The following is a 17,103-nucleotide window of genomic DNA, read 5'->3' on the forward strand; positions in this document are numbered from 1 at the left end:
ACTTCTAAATAGAGGTAATGCTTTCTCTTTGCTTTAAAAAATCACAGGCAGATAGTCTGTGATTTTTTTTTGTTTTTATCAGAAAAATACCTACAGAAATTGGATAGAAACTTTCCTTAATTGTTAATAACTATTAAAATAAGAAATAGAAACGGTTGTGAGAAAATGACTAATCAAACAATGAACAATTGGAAAAAGAATATTATTCTTTTTTTGAGTAGCCAGACGATTTCGCTCTTTGGCTCTATGCTTGTGCAGTATGCGATTATGTGGCACATAACACTGACAACGAAATCCGGGGTCATGATGACACTATTTATCATTTGTGGTTTCATCCCAACCTTCTTTTTATCCCCGATAGCTGGGGTATGGGCGGATCGCTATAACCGAAAGATATTGATTATTTTGGCTGATGCTCTAATAGCCATTGCGACATTAGTTCTTGCCATATTATTTTTAATGGGGTATGAATCGATTTGGTTACTCTTTGTCATGGCAGCGATTCGGGCGATTGGGACAGGAATACAAACTCCAGCAGTAGGGGCGATTTTACCTCAAATCGTGCCTAAAGAAGGGTTGACTAAGGTTAACGGAATAAATGGTAGTATTCAAGCGATTATTATGTTCGTCGCTCCGATGGTCAGTGCGGCTCTATTGGCTATGACTTCAATCGAAATCATTTTTTTCATCGATGTCATAACGGCAGCGATTGCCATCTTTGTGTTACTAAGCTTTTTCAAAATTCCTACTCATGAAAAGGCATCTGAAAAACAAACGACAAGTTATTTTAATGATTTACAACAAGGCTTAACATATATTAAAAATCATGCTTTCTTAAAGAAATTCTTTTTGTTTTTTGCAATTTTCTTCGTGTTGATGGCACCTGCTGCCTTTTTAACACCTCTTCAAGTAACAAGAACTTTTGGTGATGAAGTTTGGCGCTTAACCGCTATCGAAATTGCCTTTTCCATTGGGATGATGGCTGGCGGAGGAATAATCGCTTCTTGGGGTGGTTTCAAAAATAAGGTTTACACGATGACAATTGCGAGTTTGTTGATGGGAGCTTGTACGTTTGCGCTCGGTGTAACTCCGAACTTTTGGATTTATTTAATTTTCATGGCCGTATTTGGCGTAGCCATGCCAATTTTTAATACACCAACCACTGTGTTAATACAAGAAAAAGTAGATGAAAACTATCTAGGGAGAATTTTTGGTGTCTTTGGGATGATTTCTACTTCTATGATGCCAATTGGGATGCTTATTTTCGGCCCTATCGCAGATATCGTAAAAATTGAATGGCTTCTTGTAGGAACAGGGGTATTCATTTTAATCCTATCCATCTTCCTAGGTCGCGACAGAGTTTTACTGGCAGCAGGAAGGTCAGAAGAAAAGGTGCTTTCATAGGATTTGAGAAAATGTAATAAAGGCGTACTCAATGACATTAGAGTGCGCCTTTTTTCGTTTCAAATAGTTAAGCGTCTAAAATGTGGTAATATTTAGTGGACAGGAGTGATCATGATAAAAACGAAAGTCATTTTTCCATTCATCTATTTTTTTGTGGACCCAAATATCGTATTTGTATTTGAAATTAAAACGCGTAACTATACGAATGTACAAGATCTACAAAATTTAAGGTGGGGAACATTTGAATTAAATCCCGGAGAATCATTTGATACTTTTGACCATAAAGAAAACAAATCAGTTGAAGGTAAAAGCTATTTCATCAACCAAGATGGAGTTGCCATGATGGTAGAAGAAATTAATAAGCAAATTCAACATAACCGCCAAGATGATAGCGTTAAAGAAACTAAAATTCCGATACATATTGTTTCACCTGAATTTGCAGCGGGTTCCTTAAAAGTAGGATTAGAAAGACCAAAAAAGGTTATCGGGTTCCCTGACTTTTTTGGAATCGGGCCATTGTGGAAGCTAGAAGAAAAGATTGGCCAAGGTTTCCGAAATGAATGGCTATACGAAAATATTAACTACGAACAGGAAGACCATGAATATCAAACTAAATTTCAAAATGCTCTTCTAGAAATAGAGGATGTGCCTACTGAAGTTCCTATTTATATTTGGTGTGGGAATAATGCCAGTGAACAAACGGGTATTCGTTTTATTCTCTATTTATTGCGCCATAAAGACAATGAAGTTTTTCTGCTAAATTCCACTGAACTCTATGAAAAATACATAACTTCTGAGAATCAATCAATTATCCACACAGGTCAGCTTAACCCAGAGGATGCAAGGCTTCTTTTTGAAAAAAACAAGAATAACAAGCCCCTATCTAATCATGAGCGAAAACAGTTTCAAGCTGAATGGAAAGTATTTTCTGAAACTACAGAAGTACTGCGAGTATGGGAGAACGGTAAAATAAAAGGTGTACCTGAAGATCACTTTGATCCGCAGATCATCTGGACGATTGAAAGGCTGCACGCAAACCAAGAAGTCAAAGATTTTATCAAGGCTGGATCATTAATTAGTGAAATCCTAACATATGGGGATGAATATGACAGTTATTTTTTAGAATACCGAATTAGGACTTTAATCTATAATGGGGTATTTGAATTAAAAGGAATACCTAAATCAATGAGGCATTATAGTGTTAGACTTCGTAAAAACAGTATTCGAGGATAGATTAGAGGATTTTATTTTTAGGTAGAAAGAATAGGGTCGGTTCTTGTGCCTCATTTCCGTAATCAGGAAACTATTGAAACCTTTCTCATGGCCAATACGTATTAGGGATATATTGTCGTTTAGTAGTTGGCGTAAAGGAGTGAGGTTGGTGGATAAAGTTGTCTATTTTAAAGATAATTTCTTCTCGGCAGGTAGGACAGAGATTTATAATGAGGCAAAGGAAAAAGTCGGAGAGCTAGATTTGAAGAGCATGTTCTCTGCTGGTGTAGAAATAGTAGACTTAAATGGCAGCGTAAAAGTTAGCGGGAAGTTTCCTTTTTTCGGAGTGAAATGGAGAATTTACGACGGGCAGGAACAAGAAATAGGGGCATTAAAACAGAAATTGTCATTCTTTTCTAAGAAATATGAGTACGAGGCTAATGAGCGAGGAACCTATTTCATTAAATCGGAAGCCTTCTCTAAACAGTACGATATTTATGAGAATGACACATCTATCGTGGCTAAATTTGAAAAAATTAGCGGATTCTTTGCATCACCTGCTTTTCAGTTAACCAATCATTCTAAACAACTCTCTACAGAGGAATTAATTGCCGTCGTAATGGGCGTTAATGCCATCCAACGACGAAATAATTCCAATTCCTCGGCGACCACATAATTAATAAAATTGAGATTATCATTAGTTGTAAATAAATAGGGAAGGGGAGCTTTGAAATGGTCTTTAATAAAGGTAGCTGTTGATATTGAGTAGTACTATCAAGGCCACCTCCAGATTTGACTTGATTACTCTAACAAATCACAGTCATTAAAGGGAGGATCGGCATGGAAAAATCTAAACATAATATCGTTTTGATTTATAGTATTACAATCTTACAGTCATTCATTTTTGCGTATGTCATTGAAAGAGTATTTGGGGAATCGCGTGGACTTACTGTACTTGATATGCAGTATCTTCTAATTTTGTATTCCGTATTTAGTATTATTTTTGAAATTCCGTCGGGTGTACTAGCTGATGTTTGGAAAAAGAAATACACATTAGCGTTGGGATTAGCTTTCTGTTTTTTTGAGTTCTTTGTTAGTATTTTTTCTTATAGTTTCCCAATGTTTAGTTTAGCCTATTTTACAGCCGCCGTCGGTGGTTCGTTAAAGTCAGGAACACTCGAAGCTATTCTTTATGAAACATTAAAAGAGCAAAATAAAGAAGCTTGCTATGTCAAAATAAGTGGTCGATTAAAATTTATCAAATACTCTGTTTCAGGGTTAGCCGCCATTGTTGGAGGAATTATTGCAGATTATTTTGGATATGAGGTCAATTACTGGTTGTCACTAATTGGTTTCCCTATTTCGATTGTACTGATCCTATACTTATATGAACCAAAGAGAAGTGTACCTAGTTTAAAAAAGATAGAAATTTTTTCAATGTACACTCACTTGAAAAAAGGGCTGTCTATTACTTGGAATAACCATCACTTAAGAAATGTCATATTTGTTAGTGCAGTTGTAGGAGCAGTATTGTACGGACAACTTCATGAAATGAGTATGTTAATTTATCCAGAACAAGGGATAGCTGTAAAGTACTTTGGATTAGTCAGTTTAGGTATTACGATCATCTCTGCGTTTTCTGGTTTATTTGCAAATAGGATGAAGGATATGATCAAGAACCCCTTTCTTTCTGTTCTGTTTTTTGTGATTCCCAGCTTATCCATATTTATCTTTGGTTCCGTTTATAAATGGTGGGGCGTTATTTTTCTCATGGTAGCGATTGGAATATTAGAAGCAATAACTCTTGTGTACTCTGGATTTTTACAAGATGAGTCACCTGATGAGCTAAGAGTCACAATTAGTTCAGTCTCATCGTTTGTTCATAATGCTATAAGTATTGTGATTGGTTTAATATTCGGATACTATGCTCAGTTGTTTACGATTCATGTGAGTTTTCAGGTGCTAGGTACGATTTTATTTATCCTAATTCTGATTCAATCGTATCTTTTTATGAAAGAAAAGCAAAAGAGAAAACATATTACGCAAACAAGTTAGTTAGTAAAAAAAGAGATGGATTTCCATCTCTTTTTTACGGTTACAGTATCCCCACTAAAACCTCATATTCCCCAACATATATCTTCTCCGAATGATCGGTTATATCAAAATGAAGAGCATTTAAAACGATTCCTTTTCTGATTAACGGCTCAAATTCAGTTACTGTTTCTAAAAATTCCACTGGACCAGACAGATAAAGATCAATTCGCTTATCAACAGGTAAATCCTTCTGTTTTCGGAGGTCCTGAATGATCCTGATAAAGTCTCTTGCGATTCCTTCTTTGATTAACTCTTTTGTTAAATTGGTATCCATGATAATGGTGAAATTTCGATTCGATGCTTCGGAAAAACCGCTCAAGCTTGTTGTTTTTTGTACGAGCACATCCTCTATTGTTAAAAATACTGTTTCCCCGTTATCCAATGGAAGGGTTAAAGTACCATCCGTTAGAAAAAGGTCAATTTCACCTAGAGAAGCTTGTAGCAATCGTTTGTTTACTTCGTTAACCTTTTTCCCTAGCTTAGGTCCAGCGATTTTAAAGTTTAATTTCAATTGATGTTCAATAAAATCATTGGATGAATCAGCCCATTCTAGTTCCTTGATATTGAGTTCATCTTGAATGATTTCCTCAAAGGGAGCGAGGAGATGATGATCGAGATGATTCGAAATGATGATAAGTTTGGCTAAAGGCTGTTTCGTTTTCAGTTGTTTCGCATGCCGAATACTACGACCCAACTCGACGATTTCTAAAACAGCTTGCATTTGCTCCTCAAGTGCCGGATTAATAAGATCTTCTTTTAAAATAGGATAGTCGGCTAAATGGACACTGTCTCCCTTTAAGGAATAAAAAATTTCTTCTGTCGTAAAGGGAATGAAAGGTGCAAGTAATTTTGACGTATTGATCAGCAATGTATAGAGTGATTGGAAGGCAGCGCACTTATCGTCAGACATCCCTTCACTCCAGAAACGATTCCGAGTTCTACGAATATACCAATTGCTGATCTCCTCAACTAGTTGCCCACCCAATCTGGCTGCATTTGTAATTTGATACTGATTCATTTCTTTTTCCATTAGCCTTGAAGTTGTTGCTAATCTAGAAAGAATCCATTTATCCATGATGGTATATTCGTTGCTTGTATGAGTGCTAGGATCAAATGAATCAATATCAGCATAAAGTCGATAGAAATGATATAAACTTGTTAGCGTATCAATGAGCTTTGATTTCGCCTCCTGAACATTGCGTTTAGAAAATCGCTTTTGATTCCATGGCGCACTATCTTCTATAAGCGCCCATCTTAGTGAGTCAGCTCCAAACGTTTTGATTAGGTCTACTGGGTCTAGAGCATTCCCTTTACTTTTAGACATTTTTTGACCATGCTCATCTAAAACATGACCTGTTGCTAAAACATTTTTGTATGGAACTTTCCCCGTATAGAGTAATGAAACAGCGAGAAGAGAATAAAACCATCCACGCGTCTGGTCAATACCTTCCACAACAACATCGGCTGGAAATTGCTGATTAAAATAGTCACTATTTTCAAATGGTGTATGATATTGGGCAAATGGCATCGATCCACTATCAAACCACACATCAATCACTTCTGGAGTCCTGTGCATCTTTTCCTTACAGGAAGGGCACTCGAAAGTGATTTGATCCACATGTGGTTTATGGAGGTCGATTTCTGTAAACGTTTCATTTGCAAATTGTTTTAACTCACCAATACTTTTTGGTGAACATTCCGTGTTACACGAGAAGCATACCCATACGTTTAACGGAGTCCCCCAATAACGATTTCTGCTAATGTTCCAATCCACTAATCCTTCTAGGAAATTTCCGAAACGACCGTTTTTAATATGCTCAGGATACCAATTTACTTGTTGATTTTTCGAAATAAATTCATCCTTTAAGGCAGTTGTTTTGATGAACCAGCTTTCAGTAGCATAATAAAGTAACGGAGTATCGCATCGCCAACAATGTGGGTAGGAATGTTCATACCTCTCTTTATGAAATAGTAATCCTTTTTCATGGAGTAGTTTAACGATTGCTACATCACTTTCTTTTACTAATTGTCCAGCTAGAGGGGTAACGAGCTCCAAGTATCTTCCTCTTTCATCGACAACATTGATAAAGGAGAGCTCGTTTTCCTGAACAAGTCGATAATCATCCTCCCCATAAGCAGGTGCAATATGGACAATTCCTGTTCCACTACTCTCAGTCACAAACCCAGCAGAGACAATACAATGGCCTTTTTTGACCTCGGCAAACGAGAACGGAGGTTCATACGAAAGCCCGACTAATGAATTTCCTTTAACTGTTTCTAAAATTTCATCATATTGGTTAATCACTTGATTGGCTCTGGCTGCAGCAACAATATAGATTTCTTTATCTACTTTTACCCTTACATAATCAAGGTCTGCATGAACGGCAAGTGCTACATTTGCAGGAAGAGTCCAAGGGGTTGTCGTCCATCCTAACACATATTCATTCTCCGTATTTTTAACCTTGAATTTGACTGTTGCACTAAGATCCTTTACATCCTTATATCCTTGAGCGACTTCATGTGAGCTTAAGGAGGTTTGGCAGCTTGGGCAGTATGGCGAAACACGATGCCCCTTATATAACCAGCCTTTTTCATGGATGGTCCCTAGAATGTGCCAGACCGATTCAATATAATCATTTTTCATCGTCATGTAGGGATGGTCCATATCAACCCAATAACCTAAATCTCTAGTAAAATCTCTCCATTGCTTTTCATAGGAAAAGACACTTTCCTTACATTTTTCAATAAAAGCTTCGACACCATATTCCTCAATCGCTTGTTTTCCAGAGATGCCAAGAGCTTTTTCAACCCCTAATTCAACGGGTAATCCGTGCGTGTCCCAACCAGCTTTTCTTATGACCTGTTTGCCTTGCATCGTTTGATACCGAGCAATAATATCCTTTATCGTTCTACCAAGTGCATGCCCGACATGCGGAAGTCCGTTAGCCGTTGGAGGTCCTTCATAAAAGACAAAATTCTCGGACGTTTCCCTGTTTTGAACCGAACGCTGAAAAATATGCTGCTGCTCCCAATAATCCTGTACTCTTTGTTCACGTTTTGTGTTCGATTCCTTTAGATTCATAACATCCATGGTTCCAATCCTCCTTAAAAAATAAAAAACACCCGTCCCTATAAAAGGGACGAGTGTATTACCCGCGATACCACCCAAATTCTGTTGCAAAATGCAACAGCTCTTCGACAACGTACAATCATACGTGTTCCTTGTAACGGTGGACATCCGTCAAGACTTACTAAAGTTCAGCCTTGCATCTCAGAGATGATATTTCCGTTTGGTTTTCCTCACTGGCTTCCACCATACCCAGCTCGCTGTAGATTCCTACCCTAACGTACTTGTTCTCTTCATAGATTTATCTTTTGGAATATTTTGTTTATCATAGCATTTAAACATTGTACATTTCAAGATGGAAAGTAGAAAAAAGGTCCATAATTTTTTGACATCATTAAATATCCAATTATAGTGATATGTTTTATAGTATTTATTCATTAGTGTGAATAAATACTCAGTTAATTTTTAGGGTATTTAAGGTACTAACGGGAGGTTAGTTTAAGAAGCCTGAACAATTAAGAACATATGCCAGAATATATGAATGTAACAATTGGTAAAGTGCTTTGTCACCAATACAGATAGAGTATATTGATCTTTTTATTAGACTAATGAGAGCGTGAGTCAAAAAAGGAGTAGTCGCCCTTTTATGAAAAAGGATTATGGCCATAGCAGGTTTTTTACCCATTTTTCTCCCCTAAGATTATATTGCAGTCTAATATGCTTTCGCTCTTTATCTGCTTGCCAAAACTCTACCTCTGTTGCCTCCACTTTATATAAAGTCCAAGAAGGAGAAATTAATTTTGGATTACGATTAAGTTTAATAAGTTGTTTAGTTAATGCTTCCTCCAATTCATGAGGATCTTGTAGAATTAAACTCTGCTTTTCTAGTAACGCAATAGCTTTTGCAATCTTTCCTCTTTCTAAAAAATCCTTTGAACTACGCTCTTTGTTCATCGTTACCGCATTTCCACGGATTCTGACTTGTCTTCCAATTTCTGACCAATAAAAATTAAGTGCAACCTTTGAATTAATTTCTATCTGCTTACCTTTTGCACTTTGTGAACTTGAAGCAAAATACCAACCTTCATTATCAATATCTTTTAAGATAAGAACACGAGAATCTGGAGATCCGTGCTGATCAATTGTGGAAATAGTCATTGAATGAGGTTCATGTACACTAGATTCAACAGCAACTTGAAACCACTCTAAGAATAGTGCTTGAGGGTAATCTGGCGTTTTTTCATAAAAAAAGTTTGGAAATGGTCCGAGTAGAGTCTTACTATTTCTAATTCTTTGTCTAATTATTTCATCCATTATGTCTCTCTCCTAATCTGATAGTTCAACAACCCACTTATCATCGACAAATTCTATATTTTGATTGTTCACTAATGAAATCATTAATTCTTTAAAATCAACATCTTTCCAAATCGGATGAATATGAATAAGACCAACTTTTTGGATTCTATACTTATTTAGCATTAATTTTATCTGCTCGAAGGAGCTATGGTCCTTACTGTCAATGTTTATTTTATCCCAGCAGTCATGTAATAATAGTTTTACATTCTGCGCTAAGGCAAAGGTTTCTTCAAGGATTGCTGTATCAGTAGCGTAATGTATATAATTACCAACTGTTACTCCAAATGATCGACCACTATGCACCTGTTCATTAATCGAAATCTTCATATTACCGATTTTAAATCCTTGTAAATTATAATCTAACATATTTACTTCATTTAACACTTTGTCTAAATCAACATAATAAGGAGGAGTAAAGATGTCAGACAAAGTTTTGCGGCAGGTTTCAAAACCCAAATCCTTTCCTGGACCATAAATGTTCAATTTCTTTATTGCTTGATTCCAATTGGATAAATAACTAATACCTATTATGTGATCAAGATGATAATGACTTAATATAATATTTACTTCTTCATATTTCTTAAGCATTGTAGAATAGTCACCTAACCGGGCTAGTCCACTTCCTGCATCAAGAATTACAATGCTTTCTCCTGTATCAATTAGATAACTTGCAGTATGTCTACTCTTTGATGGGGTTCCCCCGCCACTTCCTAAAGCAATTAACTTCATCATTCTATCTATCCTTTCAACTTATTACTTGTAAAAAATGATAATAGAAGAGTGGTACAAATGTATAGAAGAATTAAACAAAACTAATTAAGCTAACGAAGGCTTTCTTTTTACAACATATTTTTAGACTAAGCCGAAAATATGCAAATTTTTATACAAATATCAACAAATTTTCCGGCCACCAACTTTTTAAAAATACTTCCTATAAAAATCTTCTCGTAATCGTCCACTTACTAGAGGGAGTTTACTTGAAAAAGGATTTGAAACTGTTGAGGGCGAAAATATCTATTATAATTAGAAAAAGGTTGGTGATTTTTTATAATGATTATCAATATAGATTTAGTATCAAAACTAATAAATGAACAGTATCCAGAATGGTCTGATTTATATATCAAACCTGTAAAAAATAGTGGAAATGATAACAGAACATTTCATCTAGGCGATAATATGAGTGTAAGGTTACCTAGTGCAGCAGGCTATGCTCCACAGGTAGAAAAAGAACAAAAGTGGCTTCCGATTTTAGCTGAAAAACTTTCATTACCCATTCCTGTTCCAATAGCAAAAGGAAATCCGAATGAAGAATATCCCTGGTCCTGGTCCATCAATAAGTGGCTTGAGGGAGAGCACCTATCTCATAACAATATTGAAAATCTTAATCAGATGGCAAAAGATTTGGGGTTATTTTTAAAAGAGTTACAAGACATCGATACCAACGAAGGTCCCTTAGCTGGTAAGCATAATTTTTATAGAGGTGGGTCTTTATCTATTTACAATGATGAAACTCGAAATGCTATTAAGAACAACAAAGAGGATTTTGCTGGAGGTTCATTGAGTGAAATATGGTGGTTAGCTTTAGATTCTGAATGGGAATTAAAGCCTGTGTGGGTACACGGTGATATTGCACCAGGGAATTTGTTGGTTAAGGATGGAAAGCTCAGTGCAGTTATTGATTTTGGTATTTTAGGAGTAGGAGATCCCTCTTGTGATGCAGCAATAGCCTGGACTTTTTTTGATGATGCCAGTAGAAAAGTGTTCAAGAATGAATTAAATTTGGACGAGGCAACCTGGAATAGAGCACGAGGATGGGCTCTATGGAAGGCATTGATAACATATGATGTTCAAAAAGATTTTGATAAAGTGAAAGCAAAAGAAGCATTTAATACTATTTGGAAAATAGTAGAAGATTACAAAAACTAAAACAAGAAAAACAAAAAAAGAGCCTAATTTCAAGTTTTTATACACTACTTGAATATTAGGTTCTTTTTATTTTCTTAAAACATTCTTACATATTTGGTTTTTCAACAGAGGCTTCTGATAGTAGAGGTTCCATGTCAATTACATTGATATTAATCCAATTTCCAGTTAATCGTGTCACTTAAATGAGCAAAAACTGTGTCCTAATCAGGTTAACATTCAGAAAACGCAAAGTATCTTACACACATAATTAAGTGAGTTATTGACCTTTTGAAAAGCGTTATGCTAGAATCATATATGAAAATGATTCTCGTTATCAATAAAGGATAATGAAAATGTGATAATAATTGGTGTCTCGATGAAAAATAACAGAATTATAGATTTATTGAAAGGGTGTACATGATGAGAAATATCGAAAAATATAGAAATGCATTTATCAATGCGCTGGACTTGGAAGAAGATGAAGTATGTGAAGATTTAGCGCTTGGAGTAACAAGAGAATGGGATTCAATTGGACATATGACACTCATTTCTGAGGTTGAGGATGTTTTTGATGTCTCAATAGATTCTGAATGGATTACAGAGTTCAATTCTTACCAGTCAGGAATGGAGCTATTGAAACGGTTGGGAGTGGACTTTATTAATGAATAGTTTCAAAAAAATGGAGGAGTTTGGGAACCGCACCGCTGTATATGCTGAACGAAAATATTCTTACTCTGAAATGTTAGAAATTGCTGACGCTATCTGTGGTAAAGTAGGTGAACGAACGCTCGTTTTTTGTCTATGTTCAAATAATAAAGAGTCTTTATTTGGCTATGTGGGCTTTATTAGAGGTGGTGTTGTTCCTGTACTTTTGGATGCATCCATCCATATTGATCGGTTACGCAGACTGATTAACCTTTATAAGCCTACATACATTTGGGCGAGTAGTGAAAATCAAGACCTAGTAAAAGTAATGGATAGTTCATTTGTGTTTGGTGATTACACATTATTTAGATGTCCGACATTTTTTCAACATGATCTTCATGAAGATCTTGCGCTCCTTTTAACAACCTCTGGAAGTACTGGTAGCCCCAAATTTGTTCGCTTAAGTTATGAAAATATTTTCAAAAATGCTGAATCAATAGCAAAGTACCTTGACATCAATGCAGACGATAGACCTATAACAACACTTCCAATGAATTACTCCTATGGTCTCTCTATCATCAATAGTCATTTCATTTGCGGGGCGACGATAATTGTAACGGATGCATCTGTCATGAAAAAAGAGTTTTGGGACTTATGTAGAGAGCAAGGAGTAACAACTTTTGGAGGAGTTCCCTTCGTGTATGAGATGCTTAATAGGCTGAAGTTTGAAGAGTTTAATCTTCCAAGTTTAAAAAAACTAACTCAAGCAGGTGGAAAATTAAGCGAAACCCTATCGCGCAAATTTGCTAAAGTATGTAATCAGAGAGGAATTCAGTTTTTTTCCATGTACGGTCAAACTGAAGCTACGGCACGGATGGCCTATTTACCATGTGAAAAAAGTCTTGATAAAGCCGGGAGTATTGGTATTGCCATTCCAGGTGGAGAATTGATTCTGCAAGATGACAATGGCAACAAAATTACAGCGCCTAATGTTATCGGCGAATTGATATACAAAGGAGCAAACGTTTCTTTGGGGTATGCTGGGTCGTTATTCGATCTTTCGAAAAAAGATGAGAATAACGGTATTTTGCGTACAGGTGATATGGCTTATTTTGATCAGGATGGGTATTTTTTTATATCTGGCCGAATCAAAAGAATGATTAAAGTCTACGGAAACCGTATCAGCCTTGATGAAGTAGAAGGATTTTTAAATGAGCATGGTCATGATTGTATCTGCGCTGGAACGGATGATCAAATGGTTATTTACACATTAAAAGAAGATTATGTTCAAATTAAAAAATTACTCAAGGAAAAATTAAACTTAAAGGGCTTTAAAATTATTAGAATCAAGGAAATTCCACGTAATCATTTTGGAAAAATCCTCTATTCGGAGTTACCTAAATATGGGTAATATATTCAGATGAACCAGTAACAGGAAATATGAACCACATGAGAAAACCTTAAACACTGAGATCTGAAACCGAGTGTGTCACCTTTTAGGTGAAACATTGAAGTAACGTGAATCCGCATTAGTACATAGTTTACTAGTTCTTATGCGTTAGTCGACACAGAGCAGGGTTTCATGCAACTTGGACAACTTTAGGGTTATTTTTAGTTCGATTCATGAAAAATTTTAAGTATATTTATTATCAGGTGATTAGATGACATTTATATCAATTGAGTTTCTCCTATTTTTCGCAATAATCGTTTTTACTTATTATTTAATCCCACATCGATTGAGATGGATTCTTTTATTAGTAGCAAGTTACGTTTTTTACGCTATCTTAAGTATCCAATTTATCCCGTTACTACTTACAAGCACAGCTTTTACTTATTTTACTGGAATTATAATTGAAAAACAGGAGACAAAAAAACAGAAGAAAAAAGTCATGCTAGTTGGTATTTCGGTATTATTGTTTTTTCTCGGTTGGTTTAAATATTTTAATTTTGTAAATGACTCACTTCGGGCGATGGCAAAATACATAGATTGGAATTATACCATACCATACCAAGAGATTGTCCTGCCATTAGCCATTTCGTTTTATACATTTCAGGCAGTAAGTTATCTTGTGGATATCTACTATGGAAAGCAAAAAGCAGAAAGACATTACGGCTATTTTTCAGTATTTTTTGCATTTTTCCCACAATTGGTTGCTGGGCCGATTGAACGTGCGAAGAAATTACTTCCACAATTGAAAGGCGAACATAGTTTAAATTATGAAAATTTAAACTATGGGATGAAGCGGATTGCATGGGGCTTTTTTAAGAAGACATTAATTGCAGATCGGCTAGCTCCAATAGTATCTAGTGTTTACGATAGTCCCAACCCGACTGGTTCACAAATCGTACTAGCTACCATTCTATTTTCGATACAATTGTTCGCTGATTTTTCAGCATGCAGTGACATTGCCATCGGTTGTGCAAGAATGCTAGGGATAAATTTGACAGAAAACTTTAAGCAACCGCACTTTGCAGTTTCAATTTCAGATTTTTGGAGCAGATGGCATATAACGCTCTCTACATGGCTTAGGGACTATATTTTTTTCCCATTATGTAAGGGGAAAAAGAAGAGAAGTGAAATTTATTTAGCCATTGTGATTACTTTTTTAGTAAGCGGCATTTGGCACGGAGCCGCTTGGACTTTTGTTTTATGGGGTTTTATTCATGGGTTTTATCGCGTGTTTGGAGATGCTACAAAGTCTTTTCGTGAAAGCATCGCTTCATTTATTCATTTGGATAGAAGTCCAGTGCTCCATAAATGGGTGAAAATTACAATAACCTTCCTGCTAGTTTGCTTTTCCAGAGTTTTTTTTCGGTCGGATACCGTAGCACAAGCATTTGAAAATGCAAAACTTTTCTTAACGATTAGCTCTTGGAGTCCTTTGGGAATTGTTAAAGCATTTGAAATTTTTCCGTTACTGGATTTGGTGATTTTTATTTTTTTCTATATTATTGTACAACTATTTCAATATATCGAAAGAAACAATGTTTCAACATGGAAATTTCTATCGAAGCACTCGATATTCACTAGATTTGCATTTTATATTTTTCTCATTCTTTCAGTCCTTGTATTCGGTGTTTCGGGTAATGGATTTGTTTATGGTGGATTTTAATCTAAATACAAATTTCATGGGAAGTTTGATTGCACTTTATACTAGAGCCATTTAGCAATTTTGGTAAAAGAAACAATGTATTGAAAGGATTTGCTATGGGACGATTATTTATCAAGTTAACAATTATCATTAGTGTTATTATCCTACTGTTTATGCCAGTAAATAAATTTGTAAAGGATTCTTATGATTACAATATAGACCATGAGATACTGGCATTTAAGAAACATCCATATCCTGTTGATATCATCAATCTAGGTGCCTCTCATTCAATGTATGGTTATTATTTTAAGCCTACTGGTTTGTCCCATCTGGACTTAGCGCTTCCTTCCCAGACAATTCAGTACGACTTTAAATTGTTGAAAGAGTATGGCAAGTATCTTAAACCTGGTGGTGTCGTTCTCGTTTCCATCTCTCAAATTACTTTCGCCAATTCTGAGGCTAAGAACATAGGAAATTATTATAAAGTTTTGGATCGTACCGAAATTGATCCGTTTAATTTAATAGATTATTACAGTTACTTGTACTTACCAGGGATAAATAGTGGGAGTTTTCATTCTGCGCTCGCGGGTAAATTGAAAAACTTAAAATGGAATTCTCATCAACCATGGGCAAATACCGGTAAAAATTATGCAGGAAGAAAGTATATGAAAATAGAAGGGCAGTACCGAGAAGCAGTTGAAAACAATAATATGGAAATAAATGTAAAGCAGTTAAGAGAGATTGTAGATTATTGTAACGAGAAAGGTTATCGAGTAATATTAACCATGGAGCCAGTACATCAGTCTTATCTAGAGTTTTTCAATGAGGAAGTAATGAACAGACTTGTTTTTCAGTACTTAAAAGCTCTGAAATTAGATGTCCCATTTATAAATTATATGAGTGATCAAAGATTCGTAGACAACAAAGATTATTTTATCGATCCCGATCATTTAAACAGAGAGGGCAGGAAAATGTTTTCTTGGATAGTATACGAGGACCTCAAGAAAATGGGCTATTTATGAGTGGACTAATTACTAATATTGATAACTTATTTAAATGTGAAAGACTTTTTTTAATTGATGTGAAACAATAGTTTGATATCCGTTTAGGGGCTGTCTAATTTTTGTTGATTTTAGCTTTGTCGGACAAGGAAACTGTTCCTCCGTCCCTTTTAGTAAAAGGAATTCTCTTTCGATAATAAGAAACCCAATCTTCTTTTTATAAGAATATTGGGTTTCTTTGTTATCGTTCGAAAAGCAACAATCTTTGCGAAAACAGCCTTTATTATTATTAAAGGATTAATATAGCAAGATTTATTAGCCTTGTGTATCTTGGGCCTTTTTACGTATAAAGGTAGTAAAAATACAGTTTTGTTTAATGAAAAATGGTATAATTTACATATATTTATAGTAGGTCTAATAGACCGATGTTTATGTAGTTGTGAAAACTTGCCAATTAATTTGAGAAAGTAGGTATTTAATTGAAGATAAAAGCTTTATTAGGTTTTATTATACTATTTGCAACATACCATACATCAGAAATAGTGGGCAATAACGCTATATATATCTTATGTAGTTTCATTTTCTTCTTTATAGTCGCACATATAGTTTCAAAATTAATGGGGGAAAAAGGCCTATCTGCATTTGGAATGTATAGACATAAAAGTGCTTTTAAAAATCTTTCTACTGGCTTTTTACTAGGTATATTGTTTTATAGTGGTAGTTTTATTGTATCTGTTATGAAAGGCGAAATTTATTTTGGTGGTTTCTTTTCAATTCAACAAATGATCCTTCCTTTACTAGGAATAATTCTAATTACTTTTTTTTCATCGGCAAGTGAAGATATGTTAACTCGTGGTTATGTTTTTAAATATCTTCCAAAAAAGTTTTCTCCACAATTATTGGTAGGAATTTCTTCTGTTATTTATGTACTTAATCACATTTGGAGAATTGACGATGGTTATACTCAGTGGATAATGCTCTTACTAATGGGATTAACCTATGCTATACCTTTTGCAGTAACTGGCTCCCTTTGGTTCACAATTGGATGTCACTGGGGGTGGAACACTGTTTCACTCTTCAAAAGTCAAATTGGTAATATGAGTGATTTAAGGATTATCGATCATACAACTGACTGGACATATATATTCACAATGGTGATTTTTCTTTTATTTGTTACTATTTATTCAATGTCAGTCTTAAAAAAACAAACTGAATATGAAAGAAAATTAACATCAAAGAAAGACTGGAAATTAAATTTATAATCTCAGAAATAAGACTAGTTGCAAAACAAAGAGCGAAAAATGCAGGAAGATTAGGACTGGGAATT

General features: G+C 35.2%; 13 protein-coding genes and 1 other annotated feature. Of the genes, 10 read left to right on the top strand and 3 right to left on the bottom strand.

The genetic code is table 11. From position 1 onward, the window contains the following. The first annotated feature begins 165 nt into the window (after window positions 1-165). The 4 genes from LRP83_RS03200 to LRP83_RS03215 all read left to right on the top strand — a co-directional run bounded on the left by LRP83_RS03200 (window position 166) and on the right by LRP83_RS03215 (window position 4,671). Window positions 166-1,404 carry an MFS transporter gene (locus tag LRP83_RS03200; protein WP_230495224.1) on the top strand — a complete coding sequence of 413 codons (1,239 nt, stop codon included), beginning with the start codon at window positions 166-168 and terminating at the stop codon, window positions 1,402-1,404. Between the two features lie 111 nt (window positions 1,405-1,515). Next, window positions 1,516-2,637: a DUF1835 domain-containing protein gene (locus LRP83_RS03205; protein WP_230495225.1), complete on the top strand. Its 1,122-nt coding sequence runs from the start codon at window positions 1,516-1,518 to the stop codon at window positions 2,635-2,637. Window positions 2,638-2,785: 148 nt separating this feature from the next. Next, the gene (locus LRP83_RS03210; RefSeq protein WP_230495226.1) at window positions 2,786-3,292 is read left to right on the top strand and encodes an LURP-one-related family protein; all 507 of its coding nucleotides are present in this window, start codon (window positions 2,786-2,788) and stop codon (window positions 3,290-3,292) included. 164 nt (window positions 3,293-3,456) lie between these two features. After that, entirely contained in the window at window positions 3,457-4,671 is a 1,215-nt protein-coding gene (locus LRP83_RS03215; RefSeq protein WP_230495227.1) for an MFS transporter, read from the top strand. A 40-nt stretch (window positions 4,672-4,711) separates the two neighbouring features. On the opposite strand, the gene ileS is transcribed toward LRP83_RS03215, so the two are convergent. The 3 genes from ileS to LRP83_RS03230 form a co-directional block, all read right to left on the bottom strand. Continuing rightward, a complete protein-coding gene (gene ileS, locus LRP83_RS03220; protein WP_435531324.1) occupies window positions 4,712-7,792 on the bottom strand; it encodes an isoleucine--tRNA ligase in 3,081 nt (1,026 codons plus the stop codon). 51 nt (window positions 7,793-7,843) lie between these two features. Continuing rightward, window positions 7,844-8,083, bottom strand: a binding site (T-box leader). Window positions 8,084-8,434: 351 nt separating this feature from the next. Then, complete coding sequence (locus LRP83_RS03225; protein WP_230495229.1) at window positions 8,435-9,091, bottom strand: pyridoxine/pyridoxamine 5'-phosphate oxidase; 657 nt, start codon at window positions 9,089-9,091, stop codon at window positions 8,435-8,437. Window positions 9,092-9,103: 12 nt separating this feature from the next. Beyond that, window positions 9,104-9,865: an MBL fold metallo-hydrolase gene (locus LRP83_RS03230; RefSeq protein ID WP_230495230.1), complete on the bottom strand. Its 762-nt coding sequence runs from the start codon at window positions 9,863-9,865 to the stop codon at window positions 9,104-9,106. 318 nt (window positions 9,866-10,183) lie between these two features. On the opposite strand from LRP83_RS03230, the gene LRP83_RS03235 reads away from it, so the two are divergent. From LRP83_RS03235 to LRP83_RS03260, 6 genes are all read left to right on the top strand, one after another. Further along, window positions 10,184-11,059 (top strand): aminoglycoside phosphotransferase family protein, encoded by an 876-nt coding sequence (locus LRP83_RS03235; protein ID WP_435531321.1) that lies wholly within the window; start codon window positions 10,184-10,186, stop codon window positions 11,057-11,059. Window positions 11,060-11,455: 396 nt separating this feature from the next. Next, on the top strand, window positions 11,456-11,707 hold the full coding sequence (locus LRP83_RS03240) for an acyl carrier protein (protein WP_230495231.1): 252 nt from the start codon (window positions 11,456-11,458) through the stop codon (window positions 11,705-11,707). Continuing rightward, window positions 11,700-13,094 carry an AMP-binding protein gene (locus LRP83_RS03245; RefSeq protein WP_230495232.1) on the top strand — a complete coding sequence of 465 codons (1,395 nt, stop codon included), beginning with the start codon at window positions 11,700-11,702 and terminating at the stop codon, window positions 13,092-13,094. Before LRP83_RS03240 ends, LRP83_RS03245 begins: the two co-directional genes overlap by 8 nt. Window positions 13,095-13,344: 250 nt before the next feature. Then, a complete protein-coding gene (locus tag LRP83_RS03250) occupies window positions 13,345-14,796 on the top strand; it encodes an MBOAT family O-acyltransferase (protein WP_230495233.1) in 1,452 nt (483 codons plus the stop codon). Between the two features lie 95 nt (window positions 14,797-14,891). Continuing rightward, window positions 14,892-15,797 (top strand): hypothetical protein, encoded by a 906-nt coding sequence (locus LRP83_RS03255; protein WP_230495234.1) that lies wholly within the window; start codon window positions 14,892-14,894, stop codon window positions 15,795-15,797. A 458-nt stretch (window positions 15,798-16,255) separates the two neighbouring features. Further along, window positions 16,256-17,038, top strand: a complete 783-nt coding sequence (locus LRP83_RS03260) for a CPBP family intramembrane glutamic endopeptidase (RefSeq protein WP_230495235.1) — start codon at window positions 16,256-16,258, stop codon at window positions 17,036-17,038. Window positions 17,039-17,103: the final 65 nt, after the last annotated feature.

Origin of the sequence: Pseudoneobacillus rhizosphaerae (assembly GCF_917563885.1) — a bacterium.
GTDB classification, from domain to species: Bacteria; Bacillota; Bacilli; order Bacillales; family Cytobacillaceae; genus Pseudoneobacillus; species Pseudoneobacillus rhizosphaerae.

Bases quoted from the DNA above. Each gene is read 5' to 3' on its own strand.
- LRP83_RS03255 (WP_230495234.1), top strand. From the start codon at position 14,892: ATGGGACGATTATTTATCAAGTTAACAATTATCATTAGTGTTATTATC.
- LRP83_RS03245 (WP_230495232.1), top strand. From the start codon at position 11,700: ATGAATAGTTTCAAAAAAATGGAGGAGTTTGGGAACCGCACCGCTGTA.
- LRP83_RS03230 (WP_230495230.1), bottom strand. From the start codon at position 9,865: ATGATGAAGTTAATTGCTTTAGGAAGTGGCGGGGGAACCCCATCAAAG.
- LRP83_RS03235 (WP_435531321.1), top strand. From the start codon at position 10,184: ATGATTATCAATATAGATTTAGTATCAAAACTAATAAATGAACAGTAT.
- LRP83_RS03215 (WP_230495227.1), top strand. From the start codon at position 3,457: ATGGAAAAATCTAAACATAATATCGTTTTGATTTATAGTATTACAATC.
- LRP83_RS03225 (WP_230495229.1), bottom strand. From the start codon at position 9,091: ATGGATGAAATAATTAGACAAAGAATTAGAAATAGTAAGACTCTACTC.
- LRP83_RS03200 (WP_230495224.1), top strand. From the start codon at position 166: ATGACTAATCAAACAATGAACAATTGGAAAAAGAATATTATTCTTTTT.
- LRP83_RS03240 (WP_230495231.1), top strand. From the start codon at position 11,456: ATGATGAGAAATATCGAAAAATATAGAAATGCATTTATCAATGCGCTG.
- LRP83_RS03205 (WP_230495225.1), top strand. From the start codon at position 1,516: ATGATAAAAACGAAAGTCATTTTTCCATTCATCTATTTTTTTGTGGAC.
- LRP83_RS03250 (WP_230495233.1), top strand. From the start codon at position 13,345: ATGACATTTATATCAATTGAGTTTCTCCTATTTTTCGCAATAATCGTT.
- ileS (WP_435531324.1), bottom strand. From the start codon at position 7,792: ATGAATCTAAAGGAATCGAACACAAAACGTGAACAAAGAGTACAGGAT.